General features: G+C 60.6%; 16 protein-coding genes. 8 read left to right on the top strand and 8 right to left on the bottom strand.

Annotation, left to right across the window (positions count from 1 at the left end; all coding sequences use genetic code 11):
• Positions 1-37: 37 nt before the first annotated feature.
• The 3 genes from BM229_RS05390 to BM229_RS05380 form a co-directional block, all read right to left on the bottom strand.
• Positions 38-523, bottom strand: a complete 486-nt coding sequence (locus tag BM229_RS05390) for a thioesterase family protein (protein WP_093926609.1) — start codon at positions 521-523, stop codon at positions 38-40.
• Entirely contained in the window at positions 520-2124 is a 1605-nt protein-coding gene (gene gatB, locus BM229_RS05385) for an Asp-tRNA(Asn)/Glu-tRNA(Gln) amidotransferase subunit GatB (RefSeq protein WP_093926608.1), read from the bottom strand. Before gatB ends, BM229_RS05390 begins: the two co-directional genes overlap by 4 nt.
• A gap of 71 nt (positions 2125-2195) precedes the next feature.
• Positions 2196-3470 carry a hypothetical protein gene (locus BM229_RS05380; RefSeq protein ID WP_244152116.1) on the bottom strand — a complete coding sequence of 425 codons (1275 nt, stop codon included), beginning with the start codon at positions 3468-3470 and terminating at the stop codon, positions 2196-2198.
• Between the two features lie 242 nt (positions 3471-3712).
• Between BM229_RS05380 and BM229_RS05375 the strand changes: the two genes are divergently transcribed.
• Entirely contained in the window at positions 3713-4465 is a 753-nt protein-coding gene (locus BM229_RS05375; protein ID WP_244152115.1) for a lysozyme family protein, read from the top strand.
• 1 nt (position 4466) lies between these two features.
• On the opposite strand, the gene BM229_RS05370 is transcribed toward BM229_RS05375, so the two are convergent.
• On the bottom strand, positions 4467-4898 hold the full coding sequence (locus tag BM229_RS05370; RefSeq protein ID WP_244152114.1) for a hypothetical protein: 432 nt from the start codon (positions 4896-4898) through the stop codon (positions 4467-4469).
• A gap of 22 nt (positions 4899-4920) precedes the next feature.
• Positions 4921-7479, bottom strand: coding sequence for an aminopeptidase N (pepN, locus tag BM229_RS05365; RefSeq protein ID WP_093926605.1), 2559 nt, complete (start codon positions 7477-7479; stop codon positions 4921-4923).
• A 102-nt stretch (positions 7480-7581) separates the two neighbouring features.
• Between pepN and BM229_RS05360 the strand changes: the two genes are divergently transcribed.
• The 3 genes from BM229_RS05360 to BM229_RS05350 all read left to right on the top strand — a co-directional run bounded on the left by BM229_RS05360 (position 7582) and on the right by BM229_RS05350 (position 10901).
• Positions 7582-7812, top strand: coding sequence for a hypothetical protein (locus tag BM229_RS05360; RefSeq protein WP_093926604.1), 231 nt, complete (start codon positions 7582-7584; stop codon positions 7810-7812).
• An 85-nt stretch (positions 7813-7897) separates the two neighbouring features.
• Positions 7898-10060, top strand: coding sequence for a malate synthase G (locus BM229_RS05355; protein WP_093926603.1), 2163 nt, complete (start codon positions 7898-7900; stop codon positions 10058-10060).
• Between the two features lie 58 nt (positions 10061-10118).
• Positions 10119-10901: a gamma-glutamyl-gamma-aminobutyrate hydrolase family protein gene (locus tag BM229_RS05350; RefSeq protein ID WP_093926602.1), complete on the top strand. Its 783-nt coding sequence runs from the start codon at positions 10119-10121 to the stop codon at positions 10899-10901.
• Between the two features lie 92 nt (positions 10902-10993).
• On the opposite strand, the gene BM229_RS05345 is transcribed toward BM229_RS05350, so the two are convergent.
• Positions 10994-11578 carry an REP-associated tyrosine transposase gene (locus BM229_RS05345; protein WP_208604025.1) on the bottom strand — a complete coding sequence of 195 codons (585 nt, stop codon included), beginning with the start codon at positions 11576-11578 and terminating at the stop codon, positions 10994-10996.
• A gap of 44 nt (positions 11579-11622) precedes the next feature.
• Positions 11623-12375 carry an SDR family NAD(P)-dependent oxidoreductase gene (locus BM229_RS05340; RefSeq protein WP_093926601.1) on the bottom strand — a complete coding sequence of 251 codons (753 nt, stop codon included), beginning with the start codon at positions 12373-12375 and terminating at the stop codon, positions 11623-11625.
• Positions 12376-12621: 246 nt separating this feature from the next.
• Between BM229_RS05340 and BM229_RS05335 the strand changes: the two genes are divergently transcribed.
• The 4 genes from BM229_RS05335 to BM229_RS05320 all read left to right on the top strand — a co-directional run bounded on the left by BM229_RS05335 (position 12622) and on the right by BM229_RS05320 (position 18102).
• Positions 12622-13338 carry a porin gene (locus BM229_RS05335; protein WP_093926600.1) on the top strand — a complete coding sequence of 239 codons (717 nt, stop codon included), beginning with the start codon at positions 12622-12624 and terminating at the stop codon, positions 13336-13338.
• A gap of 254 nt (positions 13339-13592) precedes the next feature.
• Positions 13593-15167, top strand: a complete 1575-nt coding sequence (locus BM229_RS05330) for a Re/Si-specific NAD(P)(+) transhydrogenase subunit alpha (protein WP_093926599.1) — start codon at positions 13593-13595, stop codon at positions 15165-15167.
• Positions 15168-15180: 13 nt separating this feature from the next.
• A complete protein-coding gene (locus tag BM229_RS05325; RefSeq protein ID WP_093926598.1) occupies positions 15181-16614 on the top strand; it encodes an NAD(P)(+) transhydrogenase (Re/Si-specific) subunit beta in 1434 nt (477 codons plus the stop codon).
• Positions 16615-16833: 219 nt separating this feature from the next.
• Entirely contained in the window at positions 16834-18102 is a 1269-nt protein-coding gene (locus BM229_RS05320) for a DUF3422 family protein (RefSeq protein ID WP_093926597.1), read from the top strand.
• On the opposite strand, the gene BM229_RS05315 is transcribed toward BM229_RS05320, so the two are convergent.
• Positions 18038-19111 (bottom strand): YeeE/YedE family protein, encoded by a 1074-nt coding sequence (locus BM229_RS05315; protein ID WP_093926596.1) that lies wholly within the window; start codon positions 19109-19111, stop codon positions 18038-18040. The genes BM229_RS05320 and BM229_RS05315 overlap by 65 nt on opposite strands.
• Positions 19112-19163: the final 52 nt, after the last annotated feature.

Raw genomic sequence — 19163 nt, 5'->3', positions numbered from 1 at the left:
CGGCTGGGTTGGCGACATGAGCCGCGTCAGGTGAGTTTCAGACGGATTTGCGGCGGATGCCGATGCGGCGACCGGCCTGCGCCGGTCTGGGCAATTTGGCATGGCTGCGGCGCATCGCGTCAAGATGGGTCAAGATATGGTCCGGCATGGGGGCCACACGCGGGCCGGACTGGTCCACATGCAGCGTCAGCCCCTCGGCGGTGGCAGCGAGCCAACCGTCGACATGCCACAGCTCCTGAAAGCTGTGAAACCGCTTCTCGTCATGGTCGAGCAATTGGAAGGTGGTGTAGACGCGGTCAGCCTCATGCAACTCGCGCAGGTAGCAGACGTGGAATTCGGCCACATAGGTGGTGCAGCCCGTGCGCTGGTATTCTGGCCCCAGACCGATTTCGGCATAGGCTTGGTCAACGCCCTGATCGAACAGGACGTTGTAATAGGCCATGTTCAAATGACCATTGAAATCAATCCATTCGGGGAGAACCTTCATCTCGCTCGAACGGAAGGGGGCCGCGGTCTCGCTCATTGCTGGGCGAGCTTGCGCGACACGATTTCGTTGACCGCCTTGGGGTTGGCCTTGCCGCCCGTGGCTTTCATCACCTGACCGACGAACCAACCCGCGAGTTTTGGGTTCTGCTGCGCCTTGGCGACCTGATCGGGATTGGCGGCGATGATTTCATCCACTGCGGTCTCGATCGCGCCCGTGTCTGTGACCTGCTTAAGGCCTTCGGTCTCGACAATCTCAGCTGGGTCGCGGCCAGTTGTATAGGTGATCTCAAAGACTTCTTTGGCGATCTTGCCGGAAATTACTTCGGCTTTGATCAACGTTACAAGGCTAGCGAGGCTAGCGGGAGCGACAGGACTATCCTTGATGGCCGTCTCTTCTTTTTTCAATCGCCCAAATAATTCGTTGATGACCCAGTTTGCTGATAGCTTGCCCAAGTCCCTCGAGACGAGAACGTCAAACGGAATCGGCTCCTTAGAATTGGTTGTAAAGTTCTTGTGGCCATCATGTTTATCTAAGTTATTTGCAACTTCCGCCACAACCATCTCAAAATAGCCCGCGCTGTCGAGGTCAGCGGTCAGAACGGAAGCGTCATAGTCGCTCAGCCCGAAGTCACCGATAAACCGCGCTTTTTTCTGGTCCGGCAGTTCCGGCAGGTTGGCGGCGATCTCATCCACCCAGGCCTGCTCGATCTCCAGCGGCAGCAGATCGGGGTCGGGGAAGTAGCGGTAGTCATGCGCTTCTTCTTTGGAACGCATGGAGCGTGTCTCTTGCTTGTCGGGGTCGAAAAGGCGCGTTTCCTGCACCACTTCGCCGCCAGCTTCGACAATCGCAATCTGGCGCTTGGCTTCGACTTCGATGGCCTGCTGGATAAAGCGCATGGAGTTCATGTTCTTGATCTCGCAGCGGGTGCCCAGATGCGAGAAATCCTGTGTCTCTTGGTACTTCTCGTACTGGCCCACGCGGCAGATCGACACGTTCACATCTGCACGCATCGCGCCGGACTGCATGTCGCCGTTGCAGGTGCCCAGATAGCGCAGGATCTGCCGCAGTTTGCCAAGGTAGGCGGCGGCCTCTTCGGGGCCGCGAATGTCGGGGCGCGAGACGATCTCCATCAGGCAGACGCCGGTGCGGTTCAGGTCCACGAAGGACATATTCGGGTCCATGTCGTGGATCGATTTGCCCGCGTCCTGTTCCATATGGATGCGCTCGATCCGCACGAGCCGCGCGGTGCCGTCGCCCAGTTCCACCAGTACTTCGCCTTCGCCCACGATGGGCTCGTAAAGCTGGCTGATCTGGTAGCCCTGTGGCAGGTCGGGGTAAAAGTAGTTCTTGCGGTCGAAAGCGGACTTCAGGTTGATTTCGGCCTTGAGACCTAGCCCGGTGCGCACCGCCTGTTCGACGCAATATTCGTTGATCACCGGCAGCATGCCGGGCATCGCGGCATCGACGAAGGCGACATTGCTGTTCGGCTCGGCGCCGAATTGGGTCGACGCGCCCGAGAACAGCTTGGCGTTTGACGCGACCTGCGCGTGAACCTCCATCCCGATGACCAGTTCCCAGTCATGTTTGGCACCGGCAATCACGCGCGGTTTCGGGGTGTCGTAACTCAGATCAAGCATCGCGGCCGCCTTCGGTCAATTGGAACTTGGCCGGTCATACTGGAGCGCACCACGCGCTTCAAGAGGCAGGCTTAGCCCGGCAGGGCAATCTGGCGGCGACCTTCGGTGAAAATGACCCTTTTGCCTGCCTCAATCTCGCGCTGAAACAGGCCGGTAATGATGCGAATTGCCTCTTCACGGCCCGATGCGGCAAAGCGGCTGGGGGAGCGGACGCGGAGATTGTTGTCAAAGCCGCGTGCAGCATGGGCCCAGAGCAGCGGGTGCAGTTCCGTCATATGGTCCCGTACGATCCAGCGCGCGCAATCGGCGATCTCTGCGCGTACTTCACCGGCGGCATCCTCTGATGGGGCGGCTTGGCCAATGGCGCTGGCACAATAGGACGCCAGTAGATTGGCGGTGTGTGGGTCGGGTCGACGTTCAAGGATGTCGCGCAAGCCTTCGATAAAGAACGGCAGATCAAGGTTGGCACAGGCCCCCGCATCGCAGCTGATCGCGTCGAATTGCACCCAAGTATAGCCGCCCGCGCCCCATGTTTCTTCGGTCCGCGCAGCGGTGCGGCGGGCCTCGAGTTCCAATTGGTCATATGAGCCATGCCACCGCGGCAGGAGGTGGTTGCCCATGGCCCGCATAGGGCGCGGGTTTTCCGGGTTCAGGTCGATGAGCCGTTCATAGCGGTCAGCAACCATGCGGGCGTCAGCGCCTGATCCCCCAAGCAAGGCACAGCGCGTCGCCGCGAGCAGGGGCGAGCCCGCCGTGTCCTCTTCGAATGGCACGAGGATTTCCTCAGCGCGGTCAAAATGTGCCTCAAAGGCTGTGCGGTTGCGGGCGGGCACATCGCCGTCCCACCCCGTGCCGCGCCATGCCCAACCGATGTCCATATGCGCTTGGGCCACAATTGCGGCGATCACGTGGCTTTTGGAATGGTCGGCCAGTACATGTTCCAAGGCCTCGATCCCGGCCATCAGCGGCGCATCACTGGCGGGTTTGCCATCGAACAGCGCGTGTTCAGCGGCAAGAATCACATCCGCCCGCGCGCCAAAGGCCATGAGTTCGGCCACCGGCATCCCGCCGGGTGTCATTTCGCGGTTTTCGTCGGCGTCATGCAAGAGAGCGGCCATTTCCTCCCAACGTTCCTGACGCACCAGCCACTGCGCGCGGTACTGATGACGGTCGCGGTGCATCTCTTCGGTGGTGGGGTCAGGGCAGGCGATCCGAAGCAAGGCACCGCGCGGCGCACGGCGGCGTAACAGCGGCATTTCCAGCGGCTCAACTTCGGAATTGCAGGGGACGGGTTTCGCAAAGAACCCCTGCAAAGCGGACGGGATCATATTAGAGAGTTTCTTCATCTGGGGCCGGTCCTGCCTGATATTTGTCGATGGTTAATGTGTGGCGGGGCAATGGGGCGGAACCGTGTCCGGCATGCGGAGCTTTCGGGAAATTTCTGCAGCGGGTTGGGGCAGGGCGGACGCAGCCGAAGGCGACAATCGCAAAGCCGGGCGGGGCGTTGTTTCCTGATCAGAGGAAATCTGCCGAGTTGAACAGCCCGCTGCGCTTGCCAAGCGTCCTTTGGGGCGGTCTTATGCGCGGCATGAGACCTGCCATGATTGCCCTGCTGCTCTGCGCGAGCCCTTCGTCGCTTTTGGCCGAGCTTCCCAAACAGCCCGCCCCGGTGGTGGCGGTGGATGACGTGGTGCAGACCGCCGCGACATCGTTGTCCTTCCCCGACGCGGTGGAGTCTGAGGAAAAACCGACCGCGCTTGAGACCGCGCCCTTCACCACGTCCTTGCGCCCACCCGCGCGTCCGGGGGATCTGCCGCGCACCCGTTGGCAGCATATGCGGGGCCATTCGCTTTGGACCCGTGCGGCGATCTCGGCGCTCAAGTCTCATGGCAAGCCCTTGGTGGATATGGTGCCCGCCGATGTGGCGGAATGGTGCCCGGCCTATCCGACGGCACCCGAGAGCCAGCGGCGCGCCTTTTGGGTCGGCTTTATGTCGACGCTGGCGAAACATGAAAGCACCTATCGGTCTTGGGCCGTGGGTGGCGGCGGTCGGTGGTATGGGCTGCTGCAAATCCTGCCGGGCACGGCGCGCGGCTATAAGTGTAACGTCGGCAGCGGCGATGGGCTCAAGAATGGGGCCGCGAACCTCAGCTGTGCTGTGCGGATCATGGCGACGACCGTACCGCGCGATGGGGTGATTGCCGGAAACGGCAGACGCGGTGTTGGGGCGGATTGGGGGCCAATGCGCAGCGCCTCCAAACGCGAGGATATGGCCCGCTGGCTGCGGCAGCAGTCCTATTGCAAGCCATTGAACGCGACACGGCCCCGCAGCCGTCCATAGATCATTGGATCAGCGTGAAGTGATGCCGCTCTGTGGTGATGCCGCGCGCATGTAGCGCGGCTTCCAATGCGCGGTGCGGTGGGGTGGCCTCAAAAGGCAGTTTGATCTTGCGGCCCGTCTTTAGAATGACTGTGGCCCGGACCGACATATCAAGCCGCGTATCAAGCCGAACGTGGTCGATCTGCACCAGCGCAATTTTCGCGTCGCGCTTGCCGGTGACCCATGACAGATTGTCGTGGTCGAGCGTCAAGCCGCTGGTCGGATTGGTGAAAAGCTCCCAAAGCGCAGGCAGGGTGAAGAGCCCCAGCAGCCCCACAAGCCAGCCCGAAGCATCAAGCCAGAGCCACCCCGCGCCGAGGGCCGTCCAGATCGCGGGCAACACCAGCAATGCGGTTCGGCTGCGAGCATGGCGGCGGTAGGTATAGGCCGCCATGCTTTCTGTCTGGGGTGCCGCGTCAGGCACCGCGAATGCGGCTAAGCATCTCTGACGTGTCCCGGCTGAGGTCGGGGCTGGCGAGGATGCGGTCCAATTGCGTTTGGATCATCTCTTGCCGCGCCGCGTCATAGCGCCGCCATGTCTGGAAGGCCGAACACATCCGCGCCGTGGTCTGCGGGTTCACCGGGTCGAGTTTGATCAGCCAATCCGCTAGCAGCGCGTAGCCCTTGCCGCTTTCATGGTGGAAGCCCGCATGATGCATCGCAAGGCTGCCAAAGACCGCGCGGAAGCGGTTTGGGTTCTTCCAGTTGAAGTCCGCGTGCTGGGTAAGCTTTTGCGCGACCTCTGCGGCCTTCTCCGGCGCGGCCTGCGAAACCTGTAGCCCGAACCATTTGTCCATCACCAAACGGTCATCGCGCCACTGCTCTTCAAACTCGGCCAGCGCCTTGTCGCCATGGCCCGCACGCAGCAGGGCCGCCAGCGCGCTGAGTTGCTGGGTCATATTGTCGGCCTGATCGTATTGCGCCTGCGCATGCTCCGGGCCCTGCACACGGGTAAGCAGGGCGAGGGCCGCATTGGTCAGTGCGCGTTTGCCGGATTGCGCGGCATTTGGCTGGTAGGGGGCGTCGAAGATATGCCGATCGTAAAGCTCGCTCAGGGTTGAGACGAAAGCCTGCGCCATGGCGTCGCGTGTGGCCTCCACCGCCTCATGGATCGCCGCCGGATCCGGGGTTTTGCCCGTGTCATAGAGGGTGTTGGCCAAATCCGCATGGCTGGGCAGGCCCAGCATCAATGCACGGTAGGCGGGCTCTAGCGTCTCATCCCCGAGTACAGCCTGAAGTGCGGCAAGCCATTCAGCATCCGGTGCGCTGCCTTCGGTGATTGTCGCCAGCAAAGATTGCCGCGCCAAAGTGCGCCCGGCCTCCCAGCGGTTAAAGGGATCGCGATCATGCGCCAGCAGAAGCAGACGCTCTTCTTTCGAGAGGTCATGTGCAAGCACCACCGGGGCTGAGAAGCCACGTAATACGGAGGCCACGGGACGCGCATCAAGTCCGTCGAAGGTAAAGCTCTGCTCGGCTTCGGTCATCTCCAACACGCGGGAGGGGGCCACCTCGGCACCATCCGCGCCAATCAGACCTACTGTGATGGGCAAGACCTGTGGCTCAGGGTTCGGCGTGGCCGCGCTGGGGGGCGTGTGCTGTGTGAAGGTGAGGGTAAAGATGCCCTTGCCTGCGTCCCATGCCTCCGTCACCGCAAGGCGCGGTGTACCCGCCTGCGCATACCAGCGCTTGAACTGGGTCAGATCGCGGCCTGTGGTGTCTTCGAACACCTTCAGCCAATCTTCGATCGTCGCCGCGTCGCCGTCGTGACGTTCGAAATAGAGGTCCAGCGCCTTGGCATAGGCATCATCGCCCACCAAGGTCTTGAGCATCCCGATCACCTCGGCGCCCTTCTCATAGACGGTGGCGGTGTAGAAGTTGTTGATCTCTTGAAAGCTTTCGGGCCGCACCGGATGCGCCAACGGGCCTTGATCTTCGGCGAATTGACGGCCCCGCAGGTCGATGACATCGCCAATACGTTTTACCGCCGGAGAGCGCATGTCGGATGTGAATTGGCTATCGCGGTAGACGGTCAGCCCTTCCTTCAGACAAAGCTGGAACCAATCGCGGCAGGTGATGCGGTTGCCGGTCCAGTTGTGGAAATACTCATGGGCGATGATCGCCTCGATCCGCTCAAAATTATCATCCGTGGAGGTTTCGGGGGAGGCGAGAACGGCAGCGGAGTTGAAGATGTTCAGCCCCTTGTTCTCCATCGCGCCCATGTTGAAATCATCCACCGCCACGATGTTGAAGATGTCGAGATCGTATTCCCGGCCATAGACCTCTTCATCCCATTTCATCGACGCCGTCAGCGCCTCCATCCCAAAGGCGCATTTGCCCTCATCGCCGGGGCGCACATAGAGGTTCAGGTCGACTTCCCGGCCCGACATGGTGGTAAAGCGGTCGGAATGGGCGACCAAATCGCCCGCCACCAGCGCGAAAAGATACGCAGGTTTGGGCCATGGGTCGTGCCATTCGGCGTGGTTTTGCCCCTGCGCCACCGGGTTGCCGTTGGACAGCAAGACAGGATGCGGTCCGTTGATGGTGACGGTAAAGATGCTCATCACATCGGGGCGGTCGGGGTAATAGGTGATCTTGCGAAAGCCTTCGGCCTCGCATTGGGTGCAATACATGCCACCCGACATATAAAGCCCTTCGAGGGCGGTGTTGCCTTTAGGGTCAATCTCAACCTCAGCCTCCCAGATAAAGGGCGCGTCGGGTACAGCGCAGGTCAGGCCACGGTCCGTCACCTCTGGGGTAACCGGTTTGCCGTCAATCTGCGCGGATATGAGCTTTAGTTGCTCACCATGAAGGAAAAATTCCGCATCCTTGGCCGCCGGATTGCGGCGAAAGGCGATGCGGCTTTTGACCCGCGTCTTATGGGGATCGAGGTCAAAGGTCAGGGCCACCTCATCCACAAGAAAGCCGAACGGCTGATAGTCGCTGAGATAGATTGTTTGGGGGGTGGCGTCGCGCATTGGGCCTCCAGTAGCGGGAACGTAATCGGTCTGGGAAAGGTTATGTCTCTAGAAGGCGGCCTGCAAGGCGAGCTGCCCAACTTCGAGCAATGAGGTATATCCATGTCCGCCCCCGACACCGATACCGAAACGCAGAAGAAACGTCACCGCCACGCTCTGATTGGTATTAAAACCGCCATTATTGCGGGGGCGCTTTTGATGATTGCTGGCATCGTCTACGCGGTGCTGCAAGCGACTGATCCTTCGCCCGAAGGCGACGCGCAGCCCGTGGATGGCCCGGCGCAGGCTGAGCCCGTGATCGCCAAACCGCAACCACCTGAGGGCCAGCGCTAGATCCTGCTATTGTTCCCGCGCTTGCGCCGCTTTGCCTTTCTGCTAGACATCTTCGAATGATATTCAGCGCGGGAGAGGGCGGAGAATGACGGGCAAGATTGATAAGAACGGTTTGCAGGTAGACCCCGCACTGGTTGAATTCATTGAAGCATCGGCGCTGCCGGGGACGGGCGTGACTGCAGAAGCCTTTTGGGTTGGTTTCTCTGATCTGGTACATAATCTTGGACCCAAGAACCGCGCTTTGCTGGAAAAGCGTGCGGCCCTACAGGCGCAGATTGACGAATGGCATCGGGACCGCGCAGGTCAACCGCATGATGCAGAAAGCTATACAGCTTTCTTGCGCGAGATTGGCTATCTCCTCCCCGAAGGCGAGGAATTTGAGATTGAAACCCAAAATGTAGACCCTGAGATTGCTCACGTGCCGGGGCCGCAGCTTGTGGTGCCCATCACCAACGCACGCTTTGCGCTGAACGCTGCCAACGCGCGCTGGGGCAGTCTTTATGATGCATTCTATGGTACCGACGCGCTGGGCGATCTGCCACGCGGCAGGGGGTATGACGCCGAGCGCGGTGCGCGGGTGGTGGAGCGTGCCAAAGCGTTTTTGGATGATGCAGCGCCGCTTTCTGCTGGCAGTCATGCAGATTTGGCCGGCTACCGCGTGGTGGACGGGCATCTCGAAGGTGTGATGTCGCATGACGCCGCGCCGTGCGGCTTGGCTGATCCAGCGCAATTTACGGGTTACCGGGGTGCCGCCGAAGCGCCCGATGCGATCCTTTTGCGCAACAACGGGCTGCATATTGAGATCAAGATCGACCCGGACCACGCGATTGGCAAAGACGATCCCGCCAGCGTCGCCGATGTGATCATCGAATCCGCGCTTTCAACCATTATGGACTGCGAAGACAGTGTCGCGGCGGTGGATGCCGAGGACAAAGTGCTGGCCTATGGCAACTGGTTGGGCCTGATGAAAGGCGACCTGTCGGAAACATTTGAAAAGGGCGGCGAGACCGTTACTCGGCGTATGGCCGAAGACCGTCGCTACACCGCGCCCGATGGTTCAGGTGAGGTCACGCTGAAAGGCCGCTCGCTTATGTTGGTGCGCAATGTGGGCCACCTGATGACGAACCCTGCCGTGCATGACCGTGAGGGCCGTGAGGTCGGCGAAGGGCTGATGGACGCGATAGTGACGACGTTGATCGCGATCCACGACCTCAAACGCGCGGGCGGCAACTCTGTCACCGGCAGCGTTTATGTGGTGAAGCCCAAGATGCACGGGCCGGAAGAGGTCGCCTTTGCCGATGAGATTTTCACCCATGTGGAGAAGACGCTCGGCCTGCCGCAATATACCGTGAAGCTCGGCATTATGGATGAGGAGCGCCGGACCAGTGCCAACCTCGCGGAATGTATCCGCGCCGCGAAACATCGCGTGGCTTTCATCAACACCGGTTTCCTTGACCGCACAGGCGATGAGATTCACACCAGCATGGAGGCCGGGCCGATGGTGCCCAAGGGCGAGATGAAGAACAGCGCTTGGATCGGCGCATATGAGGATCGCAACGTTGATATTGGCCTGGCCTGTGGCCTTCAGGGGCGCGCGCAGATCGGCAAGGGCATGTGGGCCATGCCCGACCGGATGGCCGAGATGTTGGAGGCCAAGATAGGCCATCCGCAGTCGGGCGCAAACTGCGCTTGGGTGCCATCGCCGACTGCTGCTACGTTGCACGCCACGCATTACCACAAGGTTAATGTTCTCGCGCGGCAGGAAGAAATCAAAAAGGGCGGCGCGCGTGGGACACTCGACGCGCTGTTAACCATCCCTATGATAGAAGGCCGCAACCTCAGCACCGAAGAAATCACCCGCGAGATTGAGAACAATGCGCAGGGCATTCTGGGCTATGTGGTTCGGTGGATCGATCATGGGGTTGGCTGTTCTAAAGTGCCTGACATCAACGATGTAGGGCTAATGGAGGACCGCGCAACTTGCCGTATCTCCGCCCAAGCCTTGGCCAACTGGTTGCATCACGGTGTCATCAGTCGCGAGGAAGTCGAGGCAGCGCTTAAAAAAATGGCAGCCGTGGTGGATCGGCAAAATGCCGATGATCCAAGCTACCGTCCCATGGCGCCGGGCTTTGACGGGGTGGCCTTTCAGGCGGCTTGCGATCTGGTCCTCAAGGGCCGCGAACAGCCCTCTGGCTATACCGAACCGGTGCTTCATGCGCGGCGTTTGCAGCTTAAGGCGCAGGGCTGAGGTTGAGGCCGCCGTGCGAAGCGCCTATGTTCGGGCCATGGTGAATAAGAGGTAACTCATGGCCCGACCCGTCGTTGGTATTATTGGCAATTCCTACCTGCTGAACGATCAATACCCCGTCCACGCGGGCGGGCAGATGAACACCGAAGCGATTGCCGAGGTCTCGGGCTGTCTGCCGCTCATCGTGCCGAGCGATCCGCGCTTTGTCTCGGTCGAAGAACTGCTTGAGGTTTGCGATGGCTTCCTGCTGACCGGCGGGCGGCCCAATGTACACCCCGAAGAATACGGTGAGCCTGAAACAGAGGCACATGGTGCCTTTGACCGCGCCCGCGATGCCGTGGCGCTTGCGCTGGTCCGGGCCTGTGTGGCGCGGGGTCAGCCGTTTCTTGGCCTGTGCCGCGGTTTTCAAGAGGTCAACGTGGCCATGGGGGGCTCACTCTACCCCGAAATACGCGATTTGCCCGGGCGGATGAACCACCGGATGCCCCCCGACGGCACCATCGAAGAGAAGTTCGAGCTGCGCCATGACGTGAGCTTTACCGAAGGCGGCGTATTCCACCGTGTGATGGGCGCATCCAAAGTGTTGACCAACACCCTACACGGGCAGGGGATCAAGGCCCCCGGCCCCCGTGTGGTGGTGGACGGCCATGCCGATGATGGCACGCCAGAGGCGATTTACATCAAAGATGCCCCCGGCTTTACGCTTGCCGTGCAATGGCATCCTGAATGGAACGCCGCGAATGACCCTGTGTCGCGCCCCTTGTTCGAGCATTTTGGCGCGGCATTGCGGGCATGGGCAGCGGATGGTTCGGCTTTGCCGGTGATGACCGCTGCGCAGTAAGACGCGGTGCTTGATCTGTGATGAGACCTGCTCTGGCTGCGATGCTGGCCGGGGCCGGTTCGCACGGTGGGAAAACGGTCAAGTGGACGGCTCTAGCTGTGTAGGCGAGCCAGTGGCCCCGTTAACAAATCCATAGGGACTAGCGGCGTTGCGTTGTCCTCCAGCACATCGTCTGCCTCTCGTTGGTCTACGACTTCAAATTTTGGGGCCGCTTGGCGCGGCCTGTTGCGGTTGTAGGAACTGAACGGCCAATCCTCTGGGCGGTCACACAAGCCTGCGTGCATCGGACTGAGATGCACCAAATCACAGTGCCGCCGAAAATCGGCTTGGTCCCTTATCCGATGTTCCCAAAAGCGCCGCTGCCATATCCCTTTCTCGCCGCGTTTGATCTGTTGCAAGCTGCGGTGCGGGGCAGGGGGAAGGTGTTTTGAAAATCGCGCTTTCCACATGCCAATGCGGTTGGGGTAGTCGTGATCATCCTTCGGCAATGTCCAAACCGTATGGATGACATCCGGCAACACCGTGATCGCGTTGATCTGGAATGGCTTGCGGGCCAAGGTCTCTCGCATGGATTGCCGCAGAATCGAGATATGGCGCAACAGCGCATCGTCGCCCCGCCGCGCCAGTCGCAAGGTGAAAAAGTATCTGTCGGGACCATGGGATGAATTGCGTTTCATGGTCCCAAACGTTGCGCAGCTTGGTTAAGTTTGCCTTAACGCTGCTACATTTGCCCGCCTGCAATCTCAATGGATTGTCCGTTAATGCTTTCCGAGCCTTCTGCGATCAGCCATGTAGCAGCGGCGGCGACCTCCGAAGGGCCAATCAGTCGCTTGTGGCGGTTGGCGTTGACCATGACATCGCGCGCTTTGTCTTCGGAAAGCCCGGCGCGTTGCGAAATCGCTCGGGTGTTTCGTGCAATAATATCGGTGTCGACATAACCGGGGCAGAGTGCGTTGAAGGTAAAGGGTTGGCCCATGTAATCTTCGCTCAGGGATCGGATCAGCCCGATCATCCCGTGTTTGGATGCTGAATAGCAGGCCGCTCCCGGCAAGCCGCGCAATCCTGCGATGGATGATACGGCAATGACGCGGCCCCAATCGGTCTGGCGCATCGATTTAAGGCTTTCGCGGATCGTCAGGAAGGCCCCGTCGAGGTTGGTCGCCATCATGTCGCGCCAAAAGTCGAGGTCAGTCTTATGCAGCGAGCGCCCCTCGGCCACACCTGCGTTGGCGATACAGATTTGCACCGGGCCGCTGGCCTCTACCGCGCGGGCGATCGTGTCGACGACCTGTCCCTCATCACGCACATCCATGGCCATGCCGGTGATGCCATCGCCCGATACAGCGTCGAGCACCTTTTGCCGCCGCCCGGTGATCGTGACGCGGGCACCTTTGGCGGCCAAATCCTGCGCGATGGCCAATCCGATGCCCGTACCGCCGCCCGTGATGAATGCGTGTTTGTCCTGCAATGTCATAATGCCTCCCTTTTCAGGAGTAGGGTGACGTGGCTGAGGGGGCGGCACAATAGGGGTACACGGATGACGGGGCGTTATTTCCCTACGGCTAGCGCTATGCGTGTGTCTTGGTTAAGTACTCGCGGTAATCCGCTCACATTCGCGCCATCCATTTGGCTTAGGTCTTGAAGCTTTGGTGTCCTTCACGCACTGGTTGCGAAGGGTAACCTGATTACAGGGCCTGACTATGTGTATTGGAGCAGTATCATGAAACTCACAAATCTTTCCGTGCTGACGCTTGCCGCGACCTTCGCGCTTGGCGCGAGCACTGCGCAGGCAGTCGAAGTGACCGGTGGCTCTGTCGGCCTGTCCTATTCGGCCTTTGCCGATGACACCGATTTCAATCGCCTTGGGCTTGATGGCTCGGTCGAACTTGGGTTTAGCCGCAATCTCGGTCTGCAAGCCGATGCGGGCTACAACGATTTCGATGCTTCCGGCGCTGATGGCCACACATTGGGCCTGCACGGCATCTACCACATGGATCAGGCGACCTCATTCGGCGCGTTCTACACCCGCGAAGACATTGAAGGCGAAGATGCGGATATCCTCGGCGTCGAAGCTGGCTATGAAATGCTGAACTGGGAATTCGAAGGTTATATCGCCAATGTTGACACTGATCTAGGTGACGGCACGCTGGGTGGCCTTAAGGCCCGTTACGAGATGGCACAGGGCTTTGGCCTGACGGGGTCTTATGACCATTTCGGCAGCGACGGCGACGATCTGTCCCGTTTTGCCGTGCGTCTGGATCGTGACGTTTCGCCGACGACAAACCTGTTCTTGGAAGTCGGCTCTGCCAAAGCGGATGTCGGTGGTATCAGCGACTCTGAGCCCTTCGTCGGTCTGGGCGGCGAGATTGCATTTGGTGCCGGTCGCGGCACGACCTTTGACCAGCGTGGCATCGCCCGTCTGATCCCCGGTCTCTAAGCATTCTGACGGCTCTCGTTGAGAGAGTGTTGCACCACGGCATGGCCTTCAGGCCATGCCCTCGGCAGCGGGTGGAACAGATGTTCTAGCACTGCGTCGAAATCGGCAAACCGTTCCCCCAATGTGGCAGTGCAGCATATTCGCATCGTTTCTCCTGCCGGTTTGCTTGTACTATTGCTGCGCCCGCGCTATCGGTCTGACTAACAAAGTTGCGCCAAAGCGGCGGAACGGGCCAGCAAAGGGGGAATCTTGGTTTGAAGATCGGGACACCAAAGGAAATATTTGAGGGCGAAAACCGGGTCGCGATGACGCCGGAAAGCGCGCTGCAACTGCAGAAACTCGGGCATACCTGCGTCATCGAAACGGGCGCCGGTGCGGCTGCGGGGTTTGATGATGCTGCCTATGAAGCCGCAGGCGTTGAAGTGGCGAAAACCGCTGCCGCCCTGTGGAAGGCCGCCGATGTGGTCGCCAAGGTGCGCCCCCCGTCTGACGCCGAGGTAAAACGCCTCCGTGCAAGCCAGACGCTGATCTCCATGTTCAATCCCGCCGGCAACACCGACCTGATGGAGGCCGCCGCCAAAAAGGGCGCGACCGTCATGGCGATGGATATGGTGCCGCGCATCAGCCGTGCCCAGAAGATGGACGCGCTGTCGTCCATGGCGAATATCGCGGGCTACCGCGCGGTGATCGAAGCGGGCAACAACTTTGGCCGTTTCTTCACCGGGCAGATCACCGCGGCGGGCAAGGTGCCCCCGGCGAAGGTTCTGGTCGTCGGCGCGGGCGTTGCGGGCCTTGCGGCCATCGGCACATCGACCTCTTTGGGTGCCATCACGCTTGCCTTCGACGTGCGCCCCGAAGTGGCCGAACAGGTTGAGTCGATGGGCGCTGAGTTCGTCTATCTCGACTTTGAGGAAGAGCAAGCCGATGGCTCCGCCTCCGGCGGCTACGCCTCTGTTTCTTCGCCGGAATTCCGCGAAGCGCAATTGGCTAAGTTCCGCGAGCTTGCGCCCGATGTGGACATCGTCATCACCACGGCGCTGATCCCCAACCGCGAAGCGCCAGAGCTTTGGACCGAAGACATGGTCGCGGCGATGAAGCCGGGCTCTGTCATCGTTGACCTTGCGGCGGAAAAGGGCGGCAACTGTAAGCTGACCAAGATGGACGAGAAGATCGTCACCGACAACGGTGTGACCATCATCGGCTATACTGACTTCCCCTCGCGCATGGCGACTCAGGCTTCGACGCTCTATTCGACCAACATCCGACACTTGATGACGGATCTGACGCCCGAAAAAGACGGCGTTATCAACCACGATATGGAAGATGACGTGATCCGTGGGGCAACCATTACCCACGAGAAAGCGGTCACCTTCCCACCACCTCCGCCCAAGGTTGCGGCCATCGCGGCAGCGCCGAAGAAGGAAAAGGTCAAGGAGAAGACCCCCGAAGAGAAGCGCGCTGACGAATTGGCGGCCTTCAAAGCGCAGACGAAGAACCAAGTCACGCTTTTGGCCGTGGGTGCGGCAGTGTTGTTGGGTGTGGGCCTTGTGGCGCCAGCCAGCTTCATGCAGCACTTCATCGTTTTTGTATTGGCGGTCTTCGTCGGTTTCCAAGTGATCTGGGGCGTGGCGCACAGCCTGCACACGCCGCTGATGGCGGTGACCAACGCGATCTCTTCGATCATCATTCTGGGCGCGCTGATGCAGATCGGCTCGAACTCGGCATTGGTCATTATTCTTGCTGCTCTGTCGGTCTTCATGTGTGGGATCAACATCTTCGGCGGCTTCCTCGTGACACGGCGCATGCTCGCCATGTTCCAGAAATCCTGAAGGAGCACGCATCATGGAATACGGATTTACGACAGCAGCCTATGTGGTTGCAGCGGTTCTCTTCATCCTTAGCTTGGGCGGTCTGTCAGGTCAGGAAAGCGCCAAACGCGCCGTCTGGTATGGCATCGCAGGCATGGCGCTGGCGGTTGTTGCCACGTTGATCGGGCCGGGGGCGGGGTTCTGGCTCCTCTCGCTGATCCTGATCGCTGCGGGCGGGGCCATCGGCTATCAACTGGCCACCCGCGTGCAGATGACGCAGATGCCCGAACTGGTTGCGGCGATGCACAGCCTCGTTGGCCTTGCCGCCGTTTTTGTCGGCTACAACGCCCATATCGAACTGGGTAACGTGCTGGCGATGGACGAGGTGGCGCGCGCGTCGACCGAAGGCTTCGCGGCGCTGCTGGCCAAGAAGGACGGTGTTGAAATCGCAATCCTGCGGGTTGAACTGGTCCTTGGCATCTTCATCGGTGCCGTGACCTTCACCGGCTCGGTCATCGCCTACGGCAAGCTGGCAGGGCGGGTTAGCTCTGCTGCGACGAAACTGCCGGGCGGTCACATGCTGAACGCTGCTGCGGCAGCACTCTCGCTGCTCTGTCTGATCTGGTACTTCAACACCGGGGGCTTCCTGCCGCTGTTCGTGCTGACGCTGGCCGCCCTCTTCATCGGCTATCACCTGATCATGGGCATCGGCGGTGCTGACATGCCGGTGGTTGTGTCGATGCTCAACAGCTACTCCGGCTGGGCCGCGGCGGCGATTGGCTTCTCGCTTGGCAACGATCTGTTGATCGTGGTCGGTGCGCTGGTCGGCTCTTCGGGGGCGATCCTGAGCTACATCATGTGCAAAGCGATGAACCGTTCGTTCGTCAGCGTGATCCTCGGCGGCTTTGGCGGGACATCTGGCCCGGCGATGGAAGTCGAGGGCGAGCAGGTGGCGATTGAGGCCGACGGTGTCGCGCAGGCGCTCAACGAGGCCGACAGCGTCATCATCATCCCCGGCTACGGCATGGCGGTGGCTCAGGCCCAAGGCGCGGTCAGCGAGTTGGTCAAGAAACTGCGGGCCCGCGGCAAGAACGTCCGTTTCGCCATCCACCCAGTGGCGGGCCGTTTGCCCGGGCACATGAACGTGCTGCTGGCCGAGGCCAAGGTGCCCTATGACATCGTGATGGAGATGGATGAGATCAACGATGATTTCCCCAACACCGACGTGGCGATTGTCATTGGTTCCAACGACATCGTGAACCCTGCCGCTCAGGAAGACCCCAACAGCCCCATCGCTGGCATGCCGGTGCTGGAATGCTGGAAGGCCAAGACGGTCTTCGTCTCCAAGCGCGGGCAGGGTACTGGGTATTCGGGCATCGAGAACCCGCTGTTCTTTAAGGAAAACACGCGGATGTTCTACGGTGATGCGAAAGCCAGCCTTGATAAACTGCTGCCATTGATCGACTAATCGTTTTCTTTAAAAGAAAACGTCCGGGAATTTTTGAAAAATTCCCGGTCCCCAACCCATCATACGCCCCGCCGGAAACGGTGGGGCGTTTGTTGTTTCTATTGGCGGTATACGTCGGTACACATTAAGTGTATGAAAACATGTCATTTTTTATCTGTTCATTGGCGCCATTGGCGCTATTCTCTCCGGAACATGACATCTTAAGCAGCGGATCCCGCCATGGCCCCGATCAAAGACCACCCCCAGCGGCTTGCCCTCACCGGTGAAATGCATGCGCGCCCCTTTCCGCAGCTTTCAGCCCCTTCGCGGGTTGCGTTTCTGGCGGTGAAGCTGGCCCCGGGCGCAGTTGCACAGGGGGAGTTGAACGCTCTCTTGGCCCACTACGGCGCGCCGCGGGCGGATGCAGAGGCGACGCATTACTATGGCGAGATGGGACGTTTCACCCTGAAATGGGAGCAGCATACGGAATTCGTTACCTATACGGTGATCGCCCCTGCTGGCCGCTCTGCGCCTTTTGCCGCGTCGGATTTCGATGCCTTTCCCGATGATTGGTTGTCAGAGATACAGGGCGAACGGATCACATCGGCGCTGCTGGCAGTTTTGCCGAAATCCACGGTGGATGAAGAGATTGCAGACCACCTGCAAGACTGGTTCGTGCCGGAAAGTCTCGCCGTGGCCGAGGTGCTGGATGGCGCGGCGGTGGTGGCCAGCGACTTTCGGATTGATCCCGCGGGGCATCTGCGGCTGGCGCTCTTTACCGATGCCGCGACCGGGCAACGGCGGATCGGGCGGATCGTGCAACGGCTGTGCGAGATCGAGACCTATAAGGCCATGTCGATGCTGGGCTTCATGCAGGCGCGAGAAATGGCAACGGCGCTGAATGATCTGGATGGGCAGCTCTCGACCCTCATGGAGGCCATGCGCAGCGGGGCGGGCACGGCAGCGGAAGAGACTTTGCACGCGCTCTTGGACGTATCGGTGGCGCTTGAGGCGCTGACCGCCGAGACAGCCTATCGCTTTGCCGCAACAGGCGCGTATGAGGCGATTGTCTATGAGCGTATCTCAGCCCTGCGCGAGGCGCGCTTCATGGGGCGGCAGGGGTTCGGGGAATTTATGATGCGCCGCTATGCGCCCGCCATGCGCACGGTTAAATCGACCGAAACGCGGCTTCAAACCATCGCCGCCCGCGCATTAAGGGCTGCGGAGCTTTTGCGCACGCGGGTGGATGTGGAACGCTCGGCCCAGAACCAAGCGATCCTTGCCAGCATGGACCGGCGCGCTGACCTGCAACTCAGGCTGCAGCATACGGTCGAGGGGCTGTCAGTGGTGGCAATCAGCTACTACGCAGTGTCGCTGGTAGGCTACCTGCTATACCCGCTGGCCGAGCCTTTGGCGGTCAGCAAAGGGCTGCTGACCGCCCTTGTCACTCTGCCGGTTGTACTTGGCGTGTGGTGGACCCTGCGCCGTTTGCGGCGGAAGATCGGCTGAGCAAGGCCTGCATGGCCAGCGCGCCCAGTGCGATCATCACGATGGCCTCAATGGCTGCGACGGAAAGCGTGGGGACACCCGAAAGGCCCGCGCCTAAGGTGCAGCCACCGGCCAGCACACCGCCTACGCCCATCATGGCCGCGCCGGTTAGGTAGCGGCCGGTCTGACGCGGGGCGTCAAAACTCTGCCACTGAAACTCACGCGCGATTAGGCTGGCGATCAGCGCGCCGACAAAGACGCCGCCCAGAAGCCCGGTGCCAAAGCCTGCGGGGATTGAACTGCTGGCGATGATCCAGAACAGGGTGTCGGCGGAAGGTGAGGTAAAGCTGAGGCTCTCCATGGCAATCGGGTCGAATTCATCCAGCAGGATAAACCCGGTACCGACCCAAGCGGCAGGGACCAAAAGTCCGATCAAAGCGGCCATCACCAACTGCCCCGGACGGTTGCCCGAACGCAGCGCATAGGCCAGCGCCGCCACAGCAATCAAACCGCCCCAAACCAGCGCGCCGCCGGGTAGGGTGGCAAGGCTCACGCTCTCCCCCATATCGACAGTCACCGAGCCGAGAGCCACGCGCAGCGGTGCCAGAACCCCTTTGAGTGTGGCATGGGCCACCACGGCAAAGACCAGCACCACCAGCGCCCCGCGCAGGTTGCCGCCGCCTGTCAGCACCGTGAGGCGAGAGATGCAGCCGCGCGTAAGCACCATGCCCGCGCCGAACAGCAGCCCGCCGATGCCAATCGCCAGAAACGGCACTTCAGAGGCCATAAAGCGATGCGCGTCGAAACTGATCCAACCCGCGGCCACGGCGGCTTGGGTGCCAATCACCGCCAGCGCGAGCGCGGTGAGCCAGACACCGAGCGCTTGACGCCGGTCTTCGCCCACGAGGCTGCGGCGAAAGCAAAAGCGCGTGCGCTGTGCCAAGACGCCAAACGCCAGCCCGATGAGCGCGGCCAACAGAACGGACGCCTCTTTTGCTGTCGTCTCTTCAAAGCCGAAAGACTCAAACATCGCGAAAACCCTCAAAAACGGAATTATTTCCCATTTGGAGGGGCTGGGGGTC

The sequence above is a fragment of the Sulfitobacter dubius genome (genome assembly GCF_900113435.1).
Taxonomy (GTDB): Bacteria; Pseudomonadota; Alphaproteobacteria; order Rhodobacterales; family Rhodobacteraceae; genus Sulfitobacter; species Sulfitobacter dubius.
The sequence above is the reverse complement of the archived record's forward strand: the minus strand, read 5'-3'. Positions and strand labels throughout refer to the sequence as shown.

What these genes read in the sequence shown, in the direction of transcription:
- BM229_RS05390 (WP_093926609.1), bottom strand. Translation starts at nt 523, where the DNA reads ATGAGCGAGACCGCGGCCCCCTTCCGTTCGAGCGAGATGAAGGTTCTC.
- BM229_RS05345 (WP_208604025.1), bottom strand. Translation starts at nt 11,578, where the DNA reads ATGAAACGCAATTCATCCCATGGTCCCGACAGATACTTTTTCACCTTG.
- BM229_RS05350 (WP_093926602.1), top strand. Translation starts at nt 10,119, where the DNA reads ATGGCCCGACCCGTCGTTGGTATTATTGGCAATTCCTACCTGCTGAAC.
- BM229_RS05340 (WP_093926601.1), bottom strand. Translation starts at nt 12,375, where the DNA reads ATGACATTGCAGGACAAACACGCATTCATCACGGGCGGCGGTACGGGC.
- BM229_RS05320 (WP_093926597.1), top strand. Translation starts at nt 16,834, where the DNA reads ATGGCCCCGATCAAAGACCACCCCCAGCGGCTTGCCCTCACCGGTGAA.
- pepN (WP_093926605.1), bottom strand. Translation starts at nt 7,479, where the DNA reads ATGCGCGACGCCACCCCCCAAACAATCTATCTCAGCGACTATCAGCCG.
- BM229_RS05355 (WP_093926603.1), top strand. Translation starts at nt 7,898, where the DNA reads ATGACGGGCAAGATTGATAAGAACGGTTTGCAGGTAGACCCCGCACTG.
- BM229_RS05375 (WP_244152115.1), top strand. Translation starts at nt 3,713, where the DNA reads ATGAGACCTGCCATGATTGCCCTGCTGCTCTGCGCGAGCCCTTCGTCG.
- BM229_RS05325 (WP_093926598.1), top strand. Translation starts at nt 15,181, where the DNA reads ATGGAATACGGATTTACGACAGCAGCCTATGTGGTTGCAGCGGTTCTC.
- BM229_RS05380 (WP_244152116.1), bottom strand. Translation starts at nt 3,470, where the DNA reads ATGAAGAAACTCTCTAATATGATCCCGTCCGCTTTGCAGGGGTTCTTT.
- gatB (WP_093926608.1), bottom strand. Translation starts at nt 2,124, where the DNA reads ATGCTTGATCTGAGTTACGACACCCCGAAACCGCGCGTGATTGCCGGT.
- BM229_RS05335 (WP_093926600.1), top strand. Translation starts at nt 12,622, where the DNA reads ATGAAACTCACAAATCTTTCCGTGCTGACGCTTGCCGCGACCTTCGCG.
- BM229_RS05315 (WP_093926596.1), bottom strand. Translation starts at nt 19,111, where the DNA reads ATGTTTGAGTCTTTCGGCTTTGAAGAGACGACAGCAAAAGAGGCGTCC.
- BM229_RS05360 (WP_093926604.1), top strand. Translation starts at nt 7,582, where the DNA reads ATGTCCGCCCCCGACACCGATACCGAAACGCAGAAGAAACGTCACCGC.
- BM229_RS05370 (WP_244152114.1), bottom strand. Translation starts at nt 4,898, where the DNA reads ATGGCGGCCTATACCTACCGCCGCCATGCTCGCAGCCGAACCGCATTG.